The organism is Rhodovulum kholense, assembly GCF_003053725.1.
In the GTDB taxonomy this organism is placed as follows: domain Bacteria; phylum Pseudomonadota; class Alphaproteobacteria; order Rhodobacterales; family Rhodobacteraceae; genus Rhodovulum; species Rhodovulum kholense.
Map to the genome: position 1 here is coordinate 99,680 of NZ_QAYC01000013.1, position 19,192 is coordinate 118,871.

Annotated in this window: 19 protein-coding genes and 1 pseudogene; 15 read left to right on the plus strand and 5 right to left on the minus strand. The window is 63.9% G+C overall.

Annotated elements, in window-relative coordinates:
* The first annotated feature begins 1 nt into the window (after position 1).
* From C8N38_RS15940 to C8N38_RS16005, 15 genes and pseudogenes are all read left to right on the plus strand, one after another.
* On the plus strand, positions 2-2,092 hold the full coding sequence (locus tag C8N38_RS15940; RefSeq protein WP_108028147.1) for a phage tail tape measure protein: 2,091 nt from the start codon (positions 2-4) through the stop codon (positions 2,090-2,092).
* Positions 2,092-2,679 carry a hypothetical protein gene (locus C8N38_RS15945; protein ID WP_108028148.1) on the plus strand — a complete coding sequence of 196 codons (588 nt, stop codon included), beginning with the start codon at positions 2,092-2,094 and terminating at the stop codon, positions 2,677-2,679. Before C8N38_RS15940 ends, C8N38_RS15945 begins: the two co-directional genes overlap by 1 nt.
* The gene (locus C8N38_RS15950; RefSeq protein ID WP_108028149.1) at positions 2,679-3,200 is read left to right on the plus strand and encodes a hypothetical protein; all 522 of its coding nucleotides are present in this window, start codon (positions 2,679-2,681) and stop codon (positions 3,198-3,200) included. Before C8N38_RS15945 ends, C8N38_RS15950 begins: the two co-directional genes overlap by 1 nt.
* On the plus strand, positions 3,188-3,622 hold the full coding sequence (locus C8N38_RS15955) for a DUF6950 family protein (protein WP_146176297.1): 435 nt from the start codon (positions 3,188-3,190) through the stop codon (positions 3,620-3,622). The genes C8N38_RS15950 and C8N38_RS15955 overlap by 13 nt, the downstream gene beginning before the upstream one ends.
* On the plus strand, positions 3,610-6,747 hold the full coding sequence (locus C8N38_RS15960) for a phage tail protein (protein ID WP_146176298.1): 3,138 nt from the start codon (positions 3,610-3,612) through the stop codon (positions 6,745-6,747). The genes C8N38_RS15955 and C8N38_RS15960 overlap by 13 nt, the downstream gene beginning before the upstream one ends.
* 45 nt (positions 6,748-6,792) lie before the next feature.
* Entirely contained in the window at positions 6,793-7,629 is an 837-nt protein-coding gene (locus C8N38_RS15965; RefSeq protein WP_108028152.1) for a hypothetical protein, read from the plus strand.
* Positions 7,630-7,632: 3 nt separating this feature from the next.
* The gene (locus C8N38_RS15970) at positions 7,633-7,944 is read left to right on the plus strand and encodes a hypothetical protein (protein ID WP_108028153.1); all 312 of its coding nucleotides are present in this window, start codon (positions 7,633-7,635) and stop codon (positions 7,942-7,944) included.
* Positions 7,945-8,040: 96 nt separating this feature from the next.
* Positions 8,041-8,268, plus strand: coding sequence for a DUF7940 domain-containing protein (locus tag C8N38_RS15975; protein ID WP_108028154.1), 228 nt, complete (start codon positions 8,041-8,043; stop codon positions 8,266-8,268).
* Complete coding sequence (locus C8N38_RS15980; protein ID WP_108028155.1) at positions 8,265-8,738, plus strand: lysozyme; 474 nt, start codon at positions 8,265-8,267, stop codon at positions 8,736-8,738. Before C8N38_RS15975 ends, C8N38_RS15980 begins: the two co-directional genes overlap by 4 nt.
* A complete protein-coding gene (locus C8N38_RS15985) occupies positions 8,717-9,058 on the plus strand; it encodes a bacteriophage spanin2 family protein (protein ID WP_108028156.1) in 342 nt (113 codons plus the stop codon). The genes C8N38_RS15980 and C8N38_RS15985 overlap by 22 nt, the downstream gene beginning before the upstream one ends.
* 160 nt (positions 9,059-9,218) lie before the next feature.
* Entirely contained in the window at positions 9,219-10,025 is an 807-nt protein-coding gene (locus C8N38_RS15990) for a DNA adenine methylase (RefSeq protein WP_108028170.1), read from the plus strand.
* Positions 10,026-10,088: 63 nt separating this feature from the next.
* Positions 10,089-10,691 carry a GmrSD restriction endonuclease domain-containing protein gene (locus tag C8N38_RS15995; protein WP_108028157.1) on the plus strand — a complete coding sequence of 201 codons (603 nt, stop codon included), beginning with the start codon at positions 10,089-10,091 and terminating at the stop codon, positions 10,689-10,691.
* Positions 10,692-11,186: 495 nt separating this feature from the next.
* The gene (locus C8N38_RS21430; RefSeq protein ID WP_158272369.1) at positions 11,187-11,324 is read left to right on the plus strand and encodes a hypothetical protein; all 138 of its coding nucleotides are present in this window, start codon (positions 11,187-11,189) and stop codon (positions 11,322-11,324) included.
* Positions 11,325-11,389: 65 nt separating this feature from the next.
* Positions 11,390-12,259 (plus strand): NAD-dependent epimerase/dehydratase family protein, encoded by an 870-nt coding sequence (locus tag C8N38_RS16000; RefSeq protein WP_108028158.1) that lies wholly within the window; start codon positions 11,390-11,392, stop codon positions 12,257-12,259.
* Positions 12,260-12,376: 117 nt separating this feature from the next.
* A pseudogene (locus C8N38_RS16005) lies at positions 12,377-12,547 on the plus strand (IS481 family transposase); the annotation flags it as partial.
* A 596-nt stretch (positions 12,548-13,143) separates the two neighbouring features.
* Here the strand turns inward: C8N38_RS16005 and C8N38_RS16015 are convergent.
* The 5 genes from C8N38_RS16015 to C8N38_RS16035 form a co-directional block, all read right to left on the minus strand.
* Positions 13,144-15,300 (minus strand): topoisomerase DNA-binding C4 zinc finger domain-containing protein, encoded by a 2,157-nt coding sequence (locus C8N38_RS16015; RefSeq protein WP_158272370.1) that lies wholly within the window; start codon positions 15,298-15,300, stop codon positions 13,144-13,146.
* A 2-nt stretch (positions 15,301-15,302) separates the two neighbouring features.
* Positions 15,303-16,049, minus strand: a complete 747-nt coding sequence (locus tag C8N38_RS16020) for a PP2C family serine/threonine-protein phosphatase (protein ID WP_108028160.1) — start codon at positions 16,047-16,049, stop codon at positions 15,303-15,305.
* Between the two features lie 5 nt (positions 16,050-16,054).
* A complete protein-coding gene (locus C8N38_RS16025) occupies positions 16,055-16,732 on the minus strand; it encodes a vWA domain-containing protein (RefSeq protein WP_108028161.1) in 678 nt (225 codons plus the stop codon).
* Between the two features lie 1,040 nt (positions 16,733-17,772).
* The gene (locus tag C8N38_RS16030; protein ID WP_108028162.1) at positions 17,773-18,192 is read right to left on the minus strand and encodes a type II toxin-antitoxin system HicB family antitoxin; all 420 of its coding nucleotides are present in this window, start codon (positions 18,190-18,192) and stop codon (positions 17,773-17,775) included.
* A 32-nt stretch (positions 18,193-18,224) separates the two neighbouring features.
* Positions 18,225-18,413 carry a type II toxin-antitoxin system HicA family toxin gene (locus tag C8N38_RS16035; RefSeq protein ID WP_108028163.1) on the minus strand — a complete coding sequence of 63 codons (189 nt, stop codon included), beginning with the start codon at positions 18,411-18,413 and terminating at the stop codon, positions 18,225-18,227.
* Positions 18,414-19,192 lie beyond the last annotated feature (779 nt).

A 19,192-nucleotide genomic window follows, 5' to 3' on the forward strand; every position in this document is an offset into this window, starting at 1 on the left:
TGTGGGACGTCTCCGGGTCCGGCTCGGGCTGGACAGCCGCGAGCTGCAATCCGGCCTGGCGAAAGCCCGGCTGGATATTGGCAAGTTCGCGGGCCGCATTGCTGCGGCAGCGGCCCCCGCGGCGGTCGGCGCGGCCGTTGCCGCCGCCGCGAGATCGAGCTTCCAGGTGGTCGATGCGCAATCGAAGCTCGCGCAGTCGCTCGACACCACCACCCGCTCGGTGCAGGTCCTGACCCGGGCGGGCGATCTGGCTGGCGTGTCGATGTCGGGGATCGAACAGGCCACGAAGGACATGACGCGGCGCCTGTCGCAGGCGGCGGCGGGCGGCGGCCCGGCGGTCGATGCCCTGACCCGGCTGCGCCTCACCGCGGGCGATCTGCTGAAGCTGCCGCTCGACGAACGGATCGCCCGCGTCAACCAGGCGATGCAGGACTTCGTGCCCGAGGCCGAACGTGCGGCCGTGGCCGGACAGATCTTCGGCGAGGAAGGCTCCATCGCGATGAGCCGGATCGACCCGAAGACCATCCGCCAGGCCGCGCGCGATGTCGACGAGTTCAAGGTCGCGCTGTCGGAGGTGCAGGCCGACAATATCGAGGCGGCCAATGATGCGATGTCGACGCTGGGCGTGGTGATGCGCGGGGTCGGCAACCAGGTTGCGGCCAGCATGGCCCCGGCGATCACGTCGCTGGTCACGGGCTTCACCGATCTGCTGCGCACGGGCACTCCGCTGCGCGGTCTGCTCGATGGCCTCGGCACCGGGATGCAGGCCGCGTTTCAGGCCGTCTCGGCCTCCATCGGCCGGGCGCTGTCCTATGCCGGGACTTTCGCGACCTTCCTGGCCGGACGGTTCGTGTCCGGCATGGCGATGGCCGCCGCCTCGGTCGTGGCCCTCAATGCCAAGCTGCTGTTGACCCGCGCCGCGCTGATGCGGACCGGCATCGGGGCGCTGGTCGTGGGCGTGGGCGAGCTGATCTACCGGTTCGGCGGTCTGGTCGATGCCACAGGCGGCGTCGGCGCGGCCTTCGATGCCCTCAAGGCTATCGCCATCGAGGTCTGGGAGCGGATCGCCGATGGCACCGATCTGGTGGTCTATGCCGTGCGCCAGATGGGCTGGTCCATTCGCGCCGATTTCTACTCGGCGATGGAGGACATCCAGTCCCGATGGGGTGGTGTCGTGTCCAACATGGCGGCCATCGGGGGCATGATCCCCGGCTTCGGCCCGCAATTCCGCAAAGTCGCGGAGGCCATTCGCGAGACCGGCGACGCGGCGCAGGATCTGGGAACGGAATCGGCCAAGGCGGAAGCGAACGCCCAGCATTACGCAGAAAGTATCGACAAGGCGCTTGGCCGCCTCACGGCGCCGCTCGCCACGGTGGAGGCGCTGCGCGCGAAGCTCGCGGAGGCGCGGGCCGAGATGGACAATTCCGGCACCAGCTCGCAGGGCCTCAAGACCGCGCTCGACGATCTGAACGCGGCCCTGTCCGGGACCGACAGCAAAGGCGGCGGGGCGGGTGTCGATACCGTGACGCGGAAGGTGGCGGGGCTGGAATCGGCGGGAGAGCGCGCAAGCGGCAGCTTCAACACCTTCTTCAAGGACATGATCAAGGGGTCGGGCGATGCGAGCGATGCGATCTCGGCGCTGGCCGACCGGATGCTCGACGATCTGCTCGACCGCGCCATGTCACCGCTCTCGGACGCGCTCGGCTCGATGTTCGACGGACTCCTGTCGGGTCTCTTCACCGGTGGCGGCGGGACCGGCACGACCAAGCCCATTGCCGGGCTGATCGCCCAGGGCATGGGGGTCGGGTCGTTTGAAGGCGGCGGGCGCACGCCGGTCGGCCCGCGCGCGGGCGGGCTCGACGGCCGGGGCGGGTTCCTCGCGATGCTGCACCCCAATGAAAGCGTGATCGACCATACCCGCGACAGCGGCCCGCTCGGCGCGGTGCGCATGGGCGATACCTATGTGAGCGTGCAGGGCAGCAATGCCAGCGCCGCCGAGATCGCCGCCGCGGTCAGCGCGCAGAACGAACGCCAGGCCAATGCCGTCTTCGCGCGGCGCCAGCGCGTGGCCCGGGCCCGGGGGAAAGCCTGATGGCCCATCCCCCGGACCCCCTCCTGATCGCCGCCTTCACGCTCAGGCAGAAGACCAGCGGCGCCCTGGTGCAGAGCCCCTACAGCCTCGCGCAGACCGCCTATGACTTCATGGGCGAGATGTGGGCAGCCGATCTGACGCTGACCCATGTCGACATGCGCGGCAATGCCAGGATCGAAGCCTGGCTTGCCAGCCTGCGCGGCACCTTCGGGACCTTCGAGATGGCCCCGCCGGACTATGAGGGGCCCTATGGCGTCATGTCCGCCAACCCGACCGTCGCGGCGTCGGCCAATGCGCGGGCACGCACGCTGGCGATCACGGTGCCGTCCGGCAGCGCGGCCGGTCCCGGCGACTATCTTACCATCGCCGGGCATCTGCATCTTGTAATCGAGGCCGGGACGCCGGACCTCGCCCAGGCACAGACGCTGAGCCTCTGGCCGCGGCTCCGCGCGCCGGTCTCGTCTGGCATGTCAGTCGAGATGCAAGAGCCCTACGGAACGTGGCGCCGGGCCTCGGCCGAGGTCTCGTTCGACTGCAGCCAGGATCGCATCCGCAGCCGCACGCTTTCGTTGATCGAGGCCCTGTGATGGAGGTCGGCGGAGATCGGACCCTCGGCCTGCTGGTCCGCTGCCGGTTCGACAGCGGCGATGTTGCCATGTTCACAGGCTACGGCAGCGTCACCTGGGACGGTGTGACCTATGTCGGGGCCGGGCAGGCGCTGTCCATCGGCGAGGCGGGCGCGACCAGCGAGGATGACATTCCCGGCCTGTCGATCACGCTGTCCGGGCTCGACCCGGAGGTGATCGCGCGGGCCGAGCTGGAAGAGTTCCAGCGCCGCCGGGTGACGGTCCTGCTCGGGCTCTTCGACGGCGAGGGCCAGATCGAGACGGCGGACGTGCTCTGGGAGGGCATCGCCGACACCATGGAAAGCGACGACAGCCCGGACGCCGCGACGACGACGCTGGGCATGGAGCCGCGCAGCATGGAGCTGGGGCGCAAGTACCCCTTCTATTACCTGCCCGAGGATCAGCAGCGCCGCTTTCCCGGCGACCGTTTCTTCGACCTCGTCCAGGCCATCCAGAACCGGGAGGACACATGGGGGAGATGAACGGGGGGACGATGATGCGCCGCGAGGGCTGGGAACGGCGGCTCTCGGCCGAGATCCGGGACTGGGACGGCCGGGCCTTCGAATGGGGTTCGGCCGATTGCCTCGGGTTCTGCCGGGCCGTCGCGCGCGCCATGACGGGCGCCGATCCGATCCCGGATCTGCCAGCCTACGGGTCGGAATACACGGCCGCCAAGGTGCTCGTCGGGCTGGGCCACCGATCCCTCGAGGATCTGGTCGACGCGCATCTGCCGCGCGTGCCCGTCGCCCGGGCCCGGCGGGGCGATTGGGTGATGACGGCGGCCGAAGGGGCGATGCCCGGCGCCATGGGCGTGGTGACCGGGCGCCATGCCCTGCACCTGGGTGCCGCCGGGCTGGTGCGCCGTCCGGTCCTGACAGCGGAGGCCGCGTGGTGCGTCGACTGATCTTCTGCACGACCGCGCTGATCGCGCTGGCCGGACCCGCGCAGGCCATGCCCCCCGTCGTGGCGGCGCTTGGTGCGGCGGCCGGCGGCTGGATGGCGGGCCTGACCGCGACCGCGATCATGGGTCAGGCCGCCCTGGCCTTCGCGCTGACCGGCATCCAGATGGCGATGCAGAAAAAGCCCAAGGTCAGCACCCGCGACGAGATCACGCTGAACAAGATCCAGCCGGTCACCACCGGGCTGATCCTTTACGGCGAGCGCACCCTTGGCGGGTCCATCATCGCGCGCTCGACCACGACATACGGCGGGAAGCCGCATTTCCGTTACCACAGCGCCATGCCGCTTGCCTGTCACGAGATCGACGGCGCGGTCGAGGTCTGGCTGGGCGAGACGAAGGTCTGGACCGAGGCGCAATACACCGCAGACGCAGCCGCAGGCACGGGAAACCCCTACTATTGGGGCCAGATCGACAGCGACTACAAAGGGCGCTTCTATCTCAAGGTCTACAATGGGTCCGACGATCAGGTCGCGGACGCGGAATACGTTGCTGCGGCCTCGGAGTGGACGGCCGATCACCGCGGCCGCGGCATCGCCTGGGTCTACTTCTCGGCCAATTACGACCGCGACCTCTTCCCGACCGGCGCGCCGCAGATCCGCGTCCGGGCCCGCGGCAAGCGCGTTTACGACCCGCGCGAGTGGACCTCGACCCCGCTCGCCTCGGCCAGGGCCGTCCGCCCGACTTCGCTCTGGGCTGGCTATGACGGCGGGGCCATCGGCCGGACCTCGGGGGCGAGCTATCCGCAGGGCGAATCCGACGCCGCCTGGACCGGCGGCCCCATCGCCGCGCGGTTTTTCTTCGGGCGCCGCTATCCCGGCGGGCTCACCCCCGAGGCCGGGCTCAGCCCGGATCTGACCGCGCAGGACGGCGACACGCTCGATTACACAAGGATGGCGCTCGACGCGGATCTGTTCGCGGCCTTCGATGTCGCCTTCCCGGCCGCCCCCGAAGGCGTGATCTGGGAACAGGGCGGCTCGGGCTATGGCGCCTATCTGGGGGTGACCGGCGGCGATCTCGTCTTTCGCGCCGGATCGGGCGAGGTCGCGGGCGAGGAACTGGCCCGGGCCACCCTGCCGGTTGCGGAACTCGCCGGGCGCAGCGGCACGATTTATGTCCAGATCGACATCGCGGCGGGCGCGGTCGCTCTGTGGTTCAAGGGGCGGCGCTATTCGACGAACCCGGCGCTGTGCCTGCGCGATTACATGCTGACCCCGCAGCTTCGGGGCGGGCCCGGCTGGACCGAGGAGGATCTCGACGACGAGGCGCTGATCGCGCTGGCGAATATCAGCGAAGAGCAGGTGCCGCTGGCCTCGGGCGGGACCGAGGACCGCTACGCCTTCAACGGCGTGCTCGACACCGCCGCCACCGCGGCCGAGAACCTCGACGATCTCTCCAGCGCCTGGGGCGGCTGGTGGTCCTACGACCGCGGCAAGCTCGCCGTGGGTGGGGCCGCCTGGGAAGACCCGGCCTTCACCGTGACCGAGGACATGCTGACGGGCGGGATCAGGGTCACGGCGCGGCGCCCCTTCGAGGACCAGTTCAACACCGTCAAGGCGCAGTTCGCCGATCCCGCGCACGAACATGTCGTCACAGATCTGCCGGTGCTCGACAGCGAGACCTACCGCGCCGCCGACAATGGCGAGACGCTGGTGATGGATATGGGCGAACTGCCGGGCGAGACCGGTTTTGCCCGCGGCCAGCGGCTGATGAAGCTGGCGCTGCTGAAGGGGCGGCGGCAGAAACAGGTTGTGCTGCCCTGTTCGCTGGCGGCCTGGGGCGTCCGGCTCGGCGACACTATACGTGTCACGATCCCCCGCCGGGGCTGGACCGACAAGGCCTTCGAGGTCACGGCCCGCGCGGTCACGGTCGGCCCCGAAGGCGTCCAGGTGCGGCTGACCTGCCTGGAAACCGGCCCGGCCATCTTCGACTGGCGGACCTCGGAAGAGACCCCGAAGCCCGCGGGCGGCATTCCCACGCTTCCGTCGCCGACCGCCAGGCCCCGGGTCTCGGCGCCGACCATGACCGAGGAGCTTTACGAGACCCGGGGCGGCGGCGGGGTCAAGACCCGGGTCCGGCTGGCGGCCAGCAGCGACAACCCGTTCATCGACGCCTGGCAGTTCTCCTGGCGGCCGATCACCGAGACCGAGGCGACGGTGCGCGGCCTCACGGACGTTGCCGAGGACCTGATCGACGACATGGCGCCCGGCACCTACGAGTTCGGCGCGCGCGGGCGCAACACGCGCGGCATGTGGTCGGACTGGGTCTATGCGGGCGCGGCCGCGGTGCAGGGCGAGAACGCCCCGCCCGTTGCCATCACCAACCTGGCCGGGCAGTCGGCCGGGGGTGCGGTCGCGATGCTGCGCTGGGACCGGCACCCCTCGCTCGACGTGCGCCAGGGCGGCTGGATCGAGTTCCGCCATTCGGCCGAGCTGACCGGCGCGACCTGGCAAAGCTCGGTGGTGATCGGCAAGGCGGTGCCGGGCGGGGCGACGGACGCCTCGCTGCCGCTCAAGACCGGCAGCTATCTCGCGCGGCCCTATGACGCCAGGGGCAATCCCGGCCCGGTCAGCGCGGTCGCGCTGCGCGCCGCCTCGCTGGTGCCGATGACAGAGGTCGCCCGGCTCGACGAGGCCCCGGGCTTTGCCGGGACCATGGCCGGTTGCTCGGCCGCGGGCGGGGTTCTGTCGACCGACGAGGGCGCGACCGAGGCGCTTTATGTCTTCTCGGCGCTCATCAACCTCGGCACGGCCGGGCCGGTGCGGCTGGTCAGCGATGTCGGGATCCTGATCGAGGAACGGCAGGACCGGATCTTCGGCCCCGAAACGGGCGCCTTCTGGACCCCGCCCGACGGGCTCTTCTGGCAGGGCGGGGCCGATGCCTATGGCGATCTCGACACCCAGGTCCGGGTCCGTGACGACGCGACCGCGATCTGGGGCCCCTGGCAGAGCTTCGACGCGGCCGAGTTCGACGGGCGCCTCTTCCAGATCCGCGCGGCGCTGTCCGTCGAAAGCGAAGCCTATGCGCTCCGCGTCACCCGCCTGTCCGTCGCGGCCTTCCGCGCGACCTGAGGCCGATTCCAGCCCCCAATCCCCCCCAAAAGACCCCGAGGACCCATGACCCAGGCCACCTATATCCCGAACGTCACCCAGACCAAGGCCCAGGCCTTCGCCTTCTTCCAGGGCGCCCTGGCCGCCGCCGCCTCGACCAATGCCGGGCCGACCCCGCCCCCCGAGACCTGGCCCGGCATGCTCTGGGTCGATACCGCCGCGAAGGCGCTCAGGATGCGTAATGACGCGAACAGCGGCTGGGTCGAGATCGGCAGCTTCGCCTCCGGTGCCTTCGTGCCCGCGGGCGTGACCCGGCTGAGCGAGGCCCAGGCCACCGACGCGACCGGCACCGCCTTCGGGGCGCTGTCGGGCACGCTGCTGAAGGCGGCCGTCGCGGCCTTCTCTCCGCCCGCAGGCTGGCACCCCTACGACATGGTCGCAACGGGCGACAGCGCGACCGGGGTCTTCTACGATTTTGCGACCGAGGGCACGTCGCAATATCTGGAGGCCCCGACCTTCGAGCCGGGCTATGACTACATGATCCGGCTCGACGGCCTCCTGCCGATCAACCCCGGCGTCCTGCGCGGCCAGTTCTGGGTGCCCGAGCCCGGCGTCTGGACCAATGGCTTCGACCTGACCTCGGCTGTCCAGGCCCGGGTTCCGCTTGGCGGCCGGATCCGGATCCCCGACCCGCTGCGCCCGCGGCCCATCGGCATTGTCAGCACCGATTACATCTACGACCAGACCGGGTCGGTGGGGCTCAGCGCGACCATCGCGCTCGGGGGCGCCGCGCGCCGGACATCGCGGGTCCGGCTGGTCCTGATCTCTGGCGGCAGCAATTACGGCACCTTCGGCGGCGGGCGGGCGTCTCTCTACCGCCGCCGCGAATATATCGCGGACTGAGCCATGATCGAGGCAACCGACCACGCGATCCGCACCCTGCTGGCGATCCTCGGCGCGCTGGTGCTGGTCTGGCTCAGGACCGATGGCATGGCGGTGATCGCCCGCATGGGCATCGTGCTGGCCTCGGGCGCCATCGGCTATGTCGCGGGCCCCGAGATCGCGCTCTGGCTGGGCACGCCCGAGCGCCTGACCATCGTCGGCGTGACCGTCCTCGGCCCGCTGGCGCTGGAAACCGCCGCCGCGGCCCTCCTCTGGCTGAAGCGCGACCCGGCCCATCTGGCGGAAATGCTGCGCCTCTGGCGGGGCGGCAAATGAGCCTGCCCCTCTACCTCACCCTCACCGCCGCCATCTGGCTCGCGCTGATCGTCTGGCCCTGAGACCGGGGCCGTTCCCAACCGCAGGAAATCGCAAATGAAACTCGTGCCCAACTGGCGCGTGCTGATCCGGCGCGCCTGGTCGATCCGTCTCATCCTGATCGCGGGCCTGCTTTCCGGCATCGAGGCGGGCCTGTCGCTCGCCTCGCCCGATCTTCTGGGCCTGCCGCGCGGGCTCTTCGCCGGGATCTCGGCCCTCGTCACCGCGACCGCTTTCGCCGCGCGCCTGATCGCCCAGACCGGCCTAGAGGGGGCAGACCGATGATCCGCCGTCGAACCGCCGCGAAGGGCGGGGCCGCCGCTGCGGTGATTGCCGCCGCCGTCGCGCTGATCGCCCCCTGGGAGGGCCTCCGCACCGCGTCCTACAAGGATATCGTCGGCGTCTGGACGATCTGCTACGGCGAGACCCTGGGCGTCGGTCCGGGCCAGACCGCGACGCCTGAGGCCTGCCGCAGCCGCCTCGCGGCCCGCACCGCTGAGTTCGAGGCCGAGATCCGCCCCTGTCTGCCCGCCGCGCTGCCCGTCGAGACCCGGGCCGCCTTCGTCTCGGCCGCCTACAATATCGGCTCCGCCGCCTTCTGCCGGTCGAGCATGTCCCGCCGGGCGCTGGCGGGCGATCTGCCCGGCGCCTGCGATGCCCTCATGTTGTGGGTCAAGGCGGGCGGGAAGACCGTGCCCGGCCTCGTCAACCGCCGCACCGCGGAACGCGCGCTATGCCGCTCCGGCCTCGACTGATCCTCGCGGCGCTCCTGCTGGCAGGCTGCGGCGGCCTGCCGGTGCCCCTTGGCCCCAACCTCGCCGCCAATGTCCAGGCGGGGGCCGAGAACGTGCAAGGGGTGAAGGTCGAGAATGCCCCCAGCATCGTGCGGCCGCGCGCCCGCGACATCCGACAGGAACAATCCGAAAACCGCCTCCGTGCCGACCGGGTGGAAACGGTGATCGTCAACGAAATCCCCGCCTGGATCGTCCTGATCGCCCTGATCGGATGGATCGCCCCCTCGCCAGGCGAGATCGGGCGCCGGATCGGCCAGGCGGTCACGCGCCGCCGGGCCTGAGAGCTTCCCCCGCCTTCGGGCGGGGGCAAGGCGGTGCGTCAACACCGCCTCACCACGCAGCCAAGCGTCAACATGTGCTGCGCCGACACCCCAGAGGGAATCTGCCGCCCGACTCTCGCGAGAGCGGGCGGACCTAGAACAGGTTCCTGACATGAACGAAATGCGAAAAACCGTCCCTGCCACCCCCGTCGCCCCCTGGCTCGGCGGCAAGAAGGCCCTGCACCGGCGGATCATCGAAAAGATCGAGGCGATCCCGCACCGGACCTATGTCGAGCCCTTCCTCGGCATGGGCGGGGTCTTCCTGCGCCGCAGCTGGCGCCCGCGACTCGAGGTGGCGAACGATCTGAACGGCGAGATCACCAATTTATTCCGCGTGTTGCAGCGCCATTATCCGCAGCTGATGGAGGTCATGCGCTTCCAGATCACCTCGCGCAGGGAATTCGAGCGGCTCCGCGCCTGCGATCCCGCCACGCTGACCGACCTGGAACGCGCGGCACGGTTCCTCTATCTGCAGCGGCTCGCCTTCGGCGGCCAGCTCGGCGGGGTCTTCGGCGTGGCGCCCGACCAGAGCGCCCGGTTCAGCCTGGCCAAGATCGGCCCGCTGCTCGATGCCGCCCATGATCGGCTCGATGGCGTGATCTTCGAGAACCTGCCCTGGCAGGAGGTGCTGGCGCGTTATGACGGGCCGCAGACCCTGTTCTATCTCGATCCGCCCTATTGGGGCGGCGAGGACGATTACGGCAAGGGGCTCTTCGACCGCGACCAGTTCGCCGAGCTGGCCGAGCGCCTGCGCAGGATCGAGGGCGCCTTCGTGCTGTCGATCAACGACCGGCCCGAGATCCGCGCGCTCTTCGGGGCCTTCCGGATCGAAGAGGTGCGGCTGAATTACTCGGTCTCGAAGAGGGGCGCGACCGCTGCGCGGGAGTTGATCATCGCCAACCGCGAGGTCATGACGGGGCTGGTATGAGGTCCCCCGGCCCGGTCGGCGTTTAACCGGATCTTGGGGACGCACGGTCAAAGGTCCGTCCCCATGCGCCGTTTTCTGCCCCTGCTGATCCTGAGCCTGACGCTCCTGGCCTGCGCCCCGGTTGCGCAGGCCCCGGAGCTGGCGAGCCCGGCCGCGCCCTATACCCGCGCGGCCTTTGGCACGGGCTGGGCCGATTCAGATGGCGATTGCCTCGATACCCGCGCCGAGCTGCTGGCGGATCTCTCCACCGTGCCGGTGACGTTGGCGCCTTCGGGCTGTTCGGTGCGTCACGGCCGCTGGATCGCGCCCTATACCGGCCAGGTGGTGGCCGAGGCCGGGGATCTCGACATCGATCACATCGTGCCGTTGCGCTATGCGTGGGGCCACGGCGCCGCCAGCTGGTCGGCCGAGAAACGCGCCCGCTTTGCCCTCGATCCCGTCAATCTGCTGCCTGTCGAGGTTCCCACCAAGGACGTGGTTCCGGTGATGCCGTGGTCCGGACTGATGCCGACGCCGTCGAGCACGCCAATGAGATGGCCACATCGGAATTGCATCGAACCAGCATCATGTTGGCGGCCATCGCGCCGACCACGGACCGAAGCATGTACCCGGGGTGATCTCAGACGGAGGGGCCGGAAAGAACGGTTACCGAGAACAAGAGGATAAAACCGTTTCCGCGGGCGCCTGCGCGTGCGCAAAACAGCTTGACTGAGGCGGCCACGTTACCCAAGTCCTGCCCCTAATCGTCCGTCCGACGCAGCAACCGCGCAAGCTGCGAGCTTAGTGTTGAGCGCAAGGGGGGGGTTACTTGCGCATTATAAATATGCGAAACTCGATGCGAGACAATGCAACTCGGAATGCGCAGAGTTGATGGTTGACTATAGAATTGATGTAATGTCGGGCCGCGCCCGGCGAGGAATGCCGCAGCACATTAGAGACCAGAAGCGATGGCGGAAAAATAACCAATGCCAAATTTGCTGAATATTCGCACGGGAAAATTAAGGCTAAAACGGCAATTATCGAATTTAATTCACGTCAGCTGAGAGAGCGCATAAATGCAATCAGATCAACGCCGACTAATGGCGAGAGACTTCGAAATCATCTATCTAGAAAACCTCCCGGAAGTGAGAATATCAACGAGATCCCGCAAGGATCGCGATAATGAGTATCGCCAATCGCCTGGGCCAAACCATGGCATTGAAAGAGGTCACAAACCAGCTTTTGGCTTGCGAGCCTTTCGACGCGTATCAGTTTCTGGAATCGCGTGAAACTAAAGCCTCACAGGAAACGGGCCCATGATCAATCGAGATATAAAAGTTACAACTGAGACGCCCAAATAAAAGCTTACGTAAGGCAGGAAGACGATGTCCAAAGCCCCCACCCCAAAGAAAGTAATCATAACTGGTGCATCTGGTGCGATTGGTCAGAACTTAGTCCCAATTATGCTAAGCAATGGCTATGAAGTTCAAGCCGTCACGCGAGATCTGGAAAATGCAAGAAACTTGAAATGGTTCAAGGATGTTAACTTTGTTCAAATGGACATAAATCAGACATCAGATGGACTGGATGTCAATTCTGAGACTGGGATTATACATCTTGCGTGGCAAGGGCTCCCAAATTACAAATCGGAGTTCCACATAGGAAGTAATTTACCCTCAAATTACAACTTCCTAAAGGCGCTCATCGAAAGAGGCGCCCGGCATGTCCTTGTTTCTGGTACATGCGCCGAATACGGAATGCAGTGCGGGAAGATAAAATCCTCCGCTCCAACCCATCCAAACACCCAATACGCCTATGCAAAAGATTCCTTACACAAACAATTGCGGTTTTTGCAACAACAGCACGACTTTATACTTAAGTGGGCGCGCATTTTTTACATTTACGACCAAGTGGGGCGAAGAACTAACTCTATAATATCGCAACTAAACAAAGCAATTGATAGTAAAGAAGAAGATTTCAACATGAGTGGCGGCGAGCAACTCCGCGATTACCTCACCGTTGAAGAGGTTGCGCAGCAATTGTTTTATCTCTTTGAGGATTACCACGATGGTGCTTTCAATATCTGCAGCGGGGAGCCCATTTCAATAAGGCGACTTGTTGAGAACCACATTAAGAAGCGCAAAAGCAACATCAGGATAAATCTTGGATTTTACCCCTATCCAGACTACGAACCAATGGCATTTTGGGGTGAAAGGGATGTGAGCAAGAGCAAAGGCCAGCAAAGCAGTAGTTAGGCTCTGTCAACAAGTGACGGAGCCAGTTTCGGATCGAGATCACATCAATGAAGCAGAGAGCGCCATTTGTCCACTTAACCTAATTTCCATGCCATTTTGGGCAATGAGGACCCCGCCATGGATGGAACACCGAAAGCGACGAGACCCAGGGCTCGTGACGCGAAGACGAAGGTCGCGCAGAGCCGCATGAGCGTGCTGGAACTGGCTAGGGAACTCGGCAACGTGGCCGAGGCCTGTCGCCAGCGCGGCATGGACCGCACCAGCCTCTACGAGTGGAAACGTCGGTTTTGGGTTTGAGGGACCGTGGCGCCGGTGGAGCCGCGTAAGCCCGAGATCTCGGCGCCTCTGCTAACGGCCGAAGGCTGTCCGGTCGGCCTGTCCTTCGCCGCCGGGCATTATCAGGACGAAACTCTCTTGGTGGCGCTGTCGGAGATTCTCGGTCCGCAAGACGGTTAACCGTCCGCTTCGTCGGATCTCTCCGGACCTTGGCGGCTCCAGGGCGCTCTGCAGCCGTGATGAGCGGCCGCTTTCGTGACACTGCGGGGCAGAAGCGCGCGGGGTTCAACGACCGCTCTAGGCAGCGAGCGCCCATGGCCGCTTGAGGCCGGAAGGGACGAGTCCGGTGGGGGCGGGGAGCGGACGTTCGCTGCGCTCTGTACCGACGACTGTTATCGTTGTGTGCAATCCGACACGCCGCCTATTTCGCAGACCGCACGGGCTTACGTCGCTTTGGGCCTGTGGAGATCTTCGAACACGACCCAAGCTGCATTCAAGCTCTTCGCAGTATTCCTGATAGATAGCGCGAAGGAATTTCGGTGAGAACGAGCCTCTTCGGCACTCAAAAAACCGCGCGAGCCCCTCAAGGCGCGGATCGGCAACTCCCGTTAGGTGTTTCTTGTCCCGCGACAGCTGGGATAGCGCGAGCACCCCCAGAACTGGCCGTATCGTCCGGACCTTCGATGCATTGGAGCACCACAGGTCGGACAGTTTGGAGATCCGCCGACTGCGCCGAACGCGGGAACCTGTGAAGCAATTGTTGACCGGAAAGCAGGCGGCGGCACTGAGCGGGATCTGACGGCAGCCCTGAGTCTGACCGTCGATGAAGGCACTCGAACCCCAAGCAACCGCAAATCCTGTTCAACCCGCGTCCGTTCTTCAAGAGCCTGAATCAGCGCTGATTCTCCCCGAACGCAAGAGGCTAGCGCATCTAATCGCGGTTTGGCGGTCCGAAGTGTAGTCAAGCCACTCCGGATGGAGGCTTCGAGCTTCGCCTTCATACCTGCATATTTCGACCGAAGCACACGCTCGTCCGTTATGTCCTGTGCGTTCGGCGCTGGATTATAGCGGAACATTGCATCGTGGGTTTTCCGCCAGTTCACCAGCTTTTGGGTCATGACATCTCCGAAGCCCGGCACAGCGCGAACAGCGGACCAATTTACATCGGCAGCGGTCTCAATGCCGAAAGAGATCAAAGTCGCAGTCTTGGCCGGGCCTATGCCCGGGATACTGGCGCGCCGAACCTGAAACTGATCGAGGAATGCCGAACGTTGTCGCGCCTCACGGGTGGATTTAAGGTTACGCAATTCTAGAGCGAGATCCTCGTCGATTCTCTTATATGCTTCAATCTCTCCATCTAAATCGGCGCGGACCTGAATAACCTCTGTCAGGTTCCCCCGGCGCATGAAGGCGTCAAGTTCGTCCTGCACCCTGCCATCGGCTGCTTCGAACCGACTAAGAAATGCCCCTTTTGAAACCTTGCGGTCGTGGAGTATGGTAACGCCCCATCCTGCAAGACCGAACCAAAGGAACCAAACCGGAGTTGCAAAGGTTAGTCCGGCAGCTGCACCCGCGATCATCAGAAGAGCCTTGAGGGCTTGACCACGCTTCGCGTTCTTTGCCTTTCGCAACGCTGCGCTTGGGCCGGGCGGAACAGAAACGGAAAGCGACAGAACTTCCGATGCTGTCGGGAAGCGGAACGCTAGGATCTCGCGTATAGCCTCCTCCGTGCCGCTCACATCGGTAAGAATGTTCGGGGAGACGGAAGACAGGTCCGGGAACATGTCAAAGCCGCTTCTCGCCGCCCGACTACACCAGGCGCACCCCTTGGCATTGACTGGATAAAAATGAGACTTGACTTTGCCGCAGCGGCTCAAGGCGCCTTCAAGCTTTGTTAGTACGTCCACCCACTCCGCCGCATTAGGACGCGACGAGGTATTCAGCCCAAATGCGCGCTCGAAGGCCGAACTAACGGAACTCGGGAAAAGATCAAGGGTCAGAGCCCCCGGTGGCGGACTCGTCTGCGTTTCTGATCGGCGGAGCACGGAGAACGCGAACCTATTTTGGGCTATGGATGCGCCCATCGACAAGTCGGGCCCTTTGTAGACTCCTGCGTAGGGGTGCCTTCCCATGAAGAGAAGGTGAAAGATCGCAACCGCAAGACCGAAGTTGTCGTGCTGAAGCGTCCGCGTCACGGTGCCAAGGTTGATGCCGTGAAGCTCAGGGGGCGTAAAATCCTCCACCCCGACGAGGCAGGGATAGGTTTTGCCGTTCAAGTTGAACTGAAAGCTGTCCGCGTCGATAAGCGCCACGGTCGCATCCTGGGCGACCAGCACTCCGGAATGGTTCAGATCGCCAATGACACATCCGGTCTGATGCACCTTGCCGACAGCGCGCGCCACGTTCAGCGCTGCCCGCACAACGAAGCGGTAGTCTGCCTTCGGAAAGTGATGCTGCCGAGATTTCGGACTGTAAAGCTCATGTAGGGGGCGATATCCTGATACTAGGCGCATCAAGAACCCAAGGAACTGTCCATTCACGTCGGTGGCGACCTCGCCCGGATAGGCGACAAGATCGGTCTTCGCTGCAAGGCCACCGTGCACCATTGCCCGCACCTTACTTTCGCGCGCTGCACGGATCGCCGCACCGTAAATTTTCACCGCTTGCCCGGCGCGACCAGTGACCACAAAGACTTCGCCCTCTCCACCGCCACCGATCTTCTCACCGAGTTGAAATCGCGATGTGCCGACAACGATCTCCCGCATGGTCATACGCCTGAAAGCAGGACTAGCGTTTTATCATCATCGGTCCTTTCGCAAACAGAAGACCCGGCAAGATAGCTCCGCAGTTTCAGCGATAGCTCGGGGAGCCGACCCGAGGCGAGAGCGCCATCTACGGGGCGCATCATGGGGTTGAAGAATCCAGGATGTGCCCGCCTGTCCTTGACAGAAAGCGCCAAATCACCAACGCCATCCGAAAAAAGGGCAAAGGCATCGTATTGCCGCTCCTGTCGAACAATTTTCAAATTGGGCTCGGGGTCATCAGTGATGAAGAATGTGGTCGAGGCATATTCTCCATTTTCGGGCCAGCAGATCGAATCCCATTCCGATCCGCACCGCCCTACAATCGCGCTATCTCCTATATGCAGTGCGAGAATTTCCTTCGGCGCAATCAAAAGGGCTGCCAATGTCGCGGCGAACTGTCGGGGCGATGTTTCTCGCCGAACCGCAGCCATTGAAATCTGGTCTCGAACTTCGTCGATCCAGTCTTTCAGCGTTTCGTCTTCCGGCAGTGCCCTGTTCTCGGAAAACCATTCCCGGAACCGAACCTTGAGTACGCGACAGGCAAGCCATGCACCAGAAAATCCGAACTTCGCGCTCCCGGCCCCATCCGACACAATGGCAAGCACGCATTCATCGCCAATTGTCGAAACGGTGAAGGCGTCTTGTAGTCTTTCACCTGATTTGATGTGCGAAGTACCTATCTCGGACGCGGCCGCCCAACGCCACGCCATTCCGACTACCCTGCCACGGCCCAGCCGTCCGGCGTAGTCGGGTTCGCCAACGCAACCTTATCTCCGGGATTCGATTGCGAAACGGCGCTAAGAGAACTGGAAAGCCATTTGAACAGTTCCCTAAATGCAAGCCCCTTGAGCTTTAGCGGCTGCCGTGTGGCAATCTGTGAAAGAACGCCCATATCGGCACCCTCCACGCCGACTGCATAGAACATGAACTCCTTGCCTTCTTCCCCGTCATGGACGCGGCGCTTGGCCTCATTCCAACTGTCGGTCGGCGCGCCGTCAGTGATCAGGAAAACCCACGGTCTAAAAATTTTTAGACCATTTGCCCGAATATGGTCCTTGCGGATCCGCAGCATGTCCAAGCCCGTGACAATCGCTTCGCCCAATGGCGTTGCACCAGTCGGCTGCAGAGTTTCGGGATAGAATTGATCCACGGTGGCAAATTCGTGCCGGATCTCCACAGGACCAAATGTCACCATCGCCAGTTCAACCCGTTTTGCAGCAAGAGAGTCGCCGAGAAGCGCTTGGCGAAATGTCGAGAGACCTTCATTCAACTCAGAAAGAGGCGCGCCGCTCATAGAGACTGATGTGTCCAGTAAGAGAAGAACCGGGCACCTCGGCTCGGGATTCTCGGCAAGTTGGGCATCGAAAAATGGCTCCTGTTCAAAATCTGTCACCGGTGACCTCTGGCTCCTGCATGATCGTTGTTCAAACTGTGCGATCCGCCAAACCTAACATGCTCAGTTATGGCGCCGCCAAGCGCAAACTCCTCAGAACGCGAGTATCGCCTGCGGCATCCTAGCACCACTCCGACCGCATTGGGACTGAATAACAACGGAACGGCGCAACTCTGCACCACCGTCACGCCTCGCCATCCATTGCGGATGTTCAGGCCAAGTGCGACTGACGTCAACTCTTGTGACTTGACGCCTCGAAGGCGCGCTAGAACCGCGATGAACGTCAGCTTTCCGTGGCATGGGCGGTGTTGCCCGATGGCCGCGAACGGCCGCTATCGGCAGCGAGCGCCCGAGTCGGTGGCGCCTGGCGCTCAGGCGCCACGCTGCGCCGCCGCAGGTCCGCTCCGAGCCCATAGCTACCTGAAAAGCTTTGAGCTAGTCTGAAGGCGAAGGAGACGAATTTTCGGGCTCTGATAACACAAATTGGGGCAATGTTTGACGTCGCAGTGACCTTGGCGCTGGCGGCTAGTGTTGCTTTGGTCATGCTTGTCTTCGCTGATTTGTTCACGCCTCCCGCAGGTACAGATGGGTCGCCTCCTGGTTATCGAACCAATTTGATAAGGGCAGCTTTGTTTCTAGCGCTACTTTTCTGCCCGACCATATGCAGCGCAACAGCTTGGCTGGTTTATGTTCGACAGAAGCGTCGGGGCAAGCCGGTCTTCGCTTGGCTGCGCTTCGTGGCTTTAGCGTCTGCGGTTTGGGCGTGGCTTGCCTTTGCAGCCTCGAGTGATCTCTGATCAGCTAAATGTCAGCTTCGTCCCGCTTTCCGGACCTTGGCGGCTCCTGGGCGTGCTGCAACCGCGATGAACGGCCGCTTTCGTGATCCACAGGCAGCAGAGGCCGGGGCGTCGAACGTCTGCTATCGGCAGATGCCAACCAGACGGCGGCCAGCTGCACGGTGTGCGCGCTGAGGCGGGAGATGATGCCCTAGCGGCGCAGTGGACCGGGCCCAGCGTCGTTGCGCCATCACTATCCGGACCTCAGGCTGCAGCCTCCAACGCGAACCCGGGAGCCCGTCCCAACGCAGCGAACGCCGCATCGTATTGCTCCAACCGGGTGGCGTGGTTCGGATCGAACAGCCGGTCAACCTGGGGCCGATGCCAGCCGAGATCCCGGACCAGATCGGCGCGGGTCTTGTCCGCATCTGACAGGGCCCAGAACAGCAGGACCTTGATCTGGAGCTGCAGCGGAACCGCCACGAGGCGCGGGCCTTCGCTCGGCTGCGGGATGTCCTCGAAGCCCGACAGGCGCGATGCCAGAGCTTCGGAGATCGCTCCTTTGGCCATGCTCAGGGCTTCGGCTTCGGTGTCGCCGAAGCTGGTCACCTCTGGCAGATCCGGGCAGGTCACCAAAAAGGTACCGTTGTCGTCAGGGGTCAGGTCTACGGGATAGGCCAGCATCAGGGGATCGCCTCCTTCGGAAGATCCCGGCCTCACTTGAGGCCGAGATCCTTGAGTATCTTGTTCACCAGCCCCGTACCGAGTTCCTTGCGGGCTCCGTGCATCGGGATCTGGCTTTTCCTGTCACCCAATCGAACAGTCTTGTGGCCGCTGCCCCCTTTGTGGGTTTCGGAGGTGCAGCCTTTGGAGCGCAGGAGCTTTTCGAGTTCTTTGCTGTTCATGGATATAACATAGTCAACACATCTGTTTAAGTCAACAGATGTGTTTAATCACTGCATGGAAATCTACGCCTGCGACCCGATCTTGGCCATCCACCCGATAAGAAGCGGATCGTGACATTCTGCTTTGGCGAGGCTGGCCTTCAACATTCGCGCATCGTTCCCGCTATGTCCCGCCGTTGCTGAAACGAATTTCCCTTTTCTTTCAAATCGTTCAGGCGGATTGCAAATCCGTGTACAGGAGTTCGATTCTCCTACTCGCCTCCATTTACTTTCAAGCACTTAGCGCCCTCCCGCGCCGCCGCTTGAAACAGTGTCTAAGCAGCCGTCTAAATATTCTGTTTTTGTTCCGTTCGCTTTTGCGTGATGGAGCGGGACCAAGATCCCGGTTTCTTCCGGCGGCCTTGTGCCTCTATTGCGCGCACACGCTGTCGGATCTGTTGGGTGTAATGCGCGACCATCTTGGGGCTTTGGCCGGTGACAGCGGCAACCAACTCGTCATTGCACCCCGCCTCGACCAGTTCGCATGCGGCATTGTACCGCCAGCTATGGATGTCGAACTCCAGCGCCCCAATGTCTTCCCGGATCTTCCGGATGGCCTGCGATGCTCCGCGATAGGACCAACGGCTGGCTCCGCTTTGGTTCGTCAACATGGCGCTGTTGCGCAAATCAGCTGACGACCGCAGTTCCCCTTTCCCCGGACACACTTATCCCATGGCCACGGTGAGCGGGATGCCGAGCGCCGTGAAGCGGTTGAGGACCGCCGCCCGGATCTGGACTTC

Bases quoted from the DNA above. Each gene is read 5' to 3' on its own strand.
- C8N38_RS15945 (WP_108028148.1), top strand. From the start codon at position 2,092: ATGGCCCATCCCCCGGACCCCCTCCTGATCGCCGCCTTCACGCTCAGG.
- C8N38_RS15950 (WP_108028149.1), top strand. From the start codon at position 2,679: ATGGAGGTCGGCGGAGATCGGACCCTCGGCCTGCTGGTCCGCTGCCGG.
- C8N38_RS15955 (WP_146176297.1), top strand. From the start codon at position 3,188: ATGGGGGAGATGAACGGGGGGACGATGATGCGCCGCGAGGGCTGGGAA.
- C8N38_RS15965 (WP_108028152.1), top strand. From the start codon at position 6,793: ATGACCCAGGCCACCTATATCCCGAACGTCACCCAGACCAAGGCCCAG.
- C8N38_RS15970 (WP_108028153.1), top strand. From the start codon at position 7,633: ATGATCGAGGCAACCGACCACGCGATCCGCACCCTGCTGGCGATCCTC.
- C8N38_RS15975 (WP_108028154.1), top strand. From the start codon at position 8,041: ATGAAACTCGTGCCCAACTGGCGCGTGCTGATCCGGCGCGCCTGGTCG.
- C8N38_RS15980 (WP_108028155.1), top strand. From the start codon at position 8,265: ATGATCCGCCGTCGAACCGCCGCGAAGGGCGGGGCCGCCGCTGCGGTG.
- C8N38_RS15985 (WP_108028156.1), top strand. From the start codon at position 8,717: ATGCCGCTCCGGCCTCGACTGATCCTCGCGGCGCTCCTGCTGGCAGGC.
- C8N38_RS15990 (WP_108028170.1), top strand. From the start codon at position 9,219: ATGCGAAAAACCGTCCCTGCCACCCCCGTCGCCCCCTGGCTCGGCGGC.
- C8N38_RS15995 (WP_108028157.1), top strand. From the start codon at position 10,089: ATGCGCCGTTTTCTGCCCCTGCTGATCCTGAGCCTGACGCTCCTGGCC.
- C8N38_RS21430 (WP_158272369.1), top strand. From the start codon at position 11,187: ATGAGTATCGCCAATCGCCTGGGCCAAACCATGGCATTGAAAGAGGTC.
- C8N38_RS16000 (WP_108028158.1), top strand. From the start codon at position 11,390: ATGTCCAAAGCCCCCACCCCAAAGAAAGTAATCATAACTGGTGCATCT.
- C8N38_RS16015 (WP_158272370.1), bottom strand. From the start codon at position 15,300: ATGCGGGAGATCGTTGTCGGCACATCGCGATTTCAACTCGGTGAGAAG.
- C8N38_RS16020 (WP_108028160.1), bottom strand. From the start codon at position 16,049: ATGGCGTGGCGTTGGGCGGCCGCGTCCGAGATAGGTACTTCGCACATC.
- C8N38_RS16030 (WP_108028162.1), bottom strand. From the start codon at position 18,192: ATGCTGGCCTATCCCGTAGACCTGACCCCTGACGACAACGGTACCTTT.
- C8N38_RS16035 (WP_108028163.1), bottom strand. From the start codon at position 18,413: ATGAACAGCAAAGAACTCGAAAAGCTCCTGCGCTCCAAAGGCTGCACC.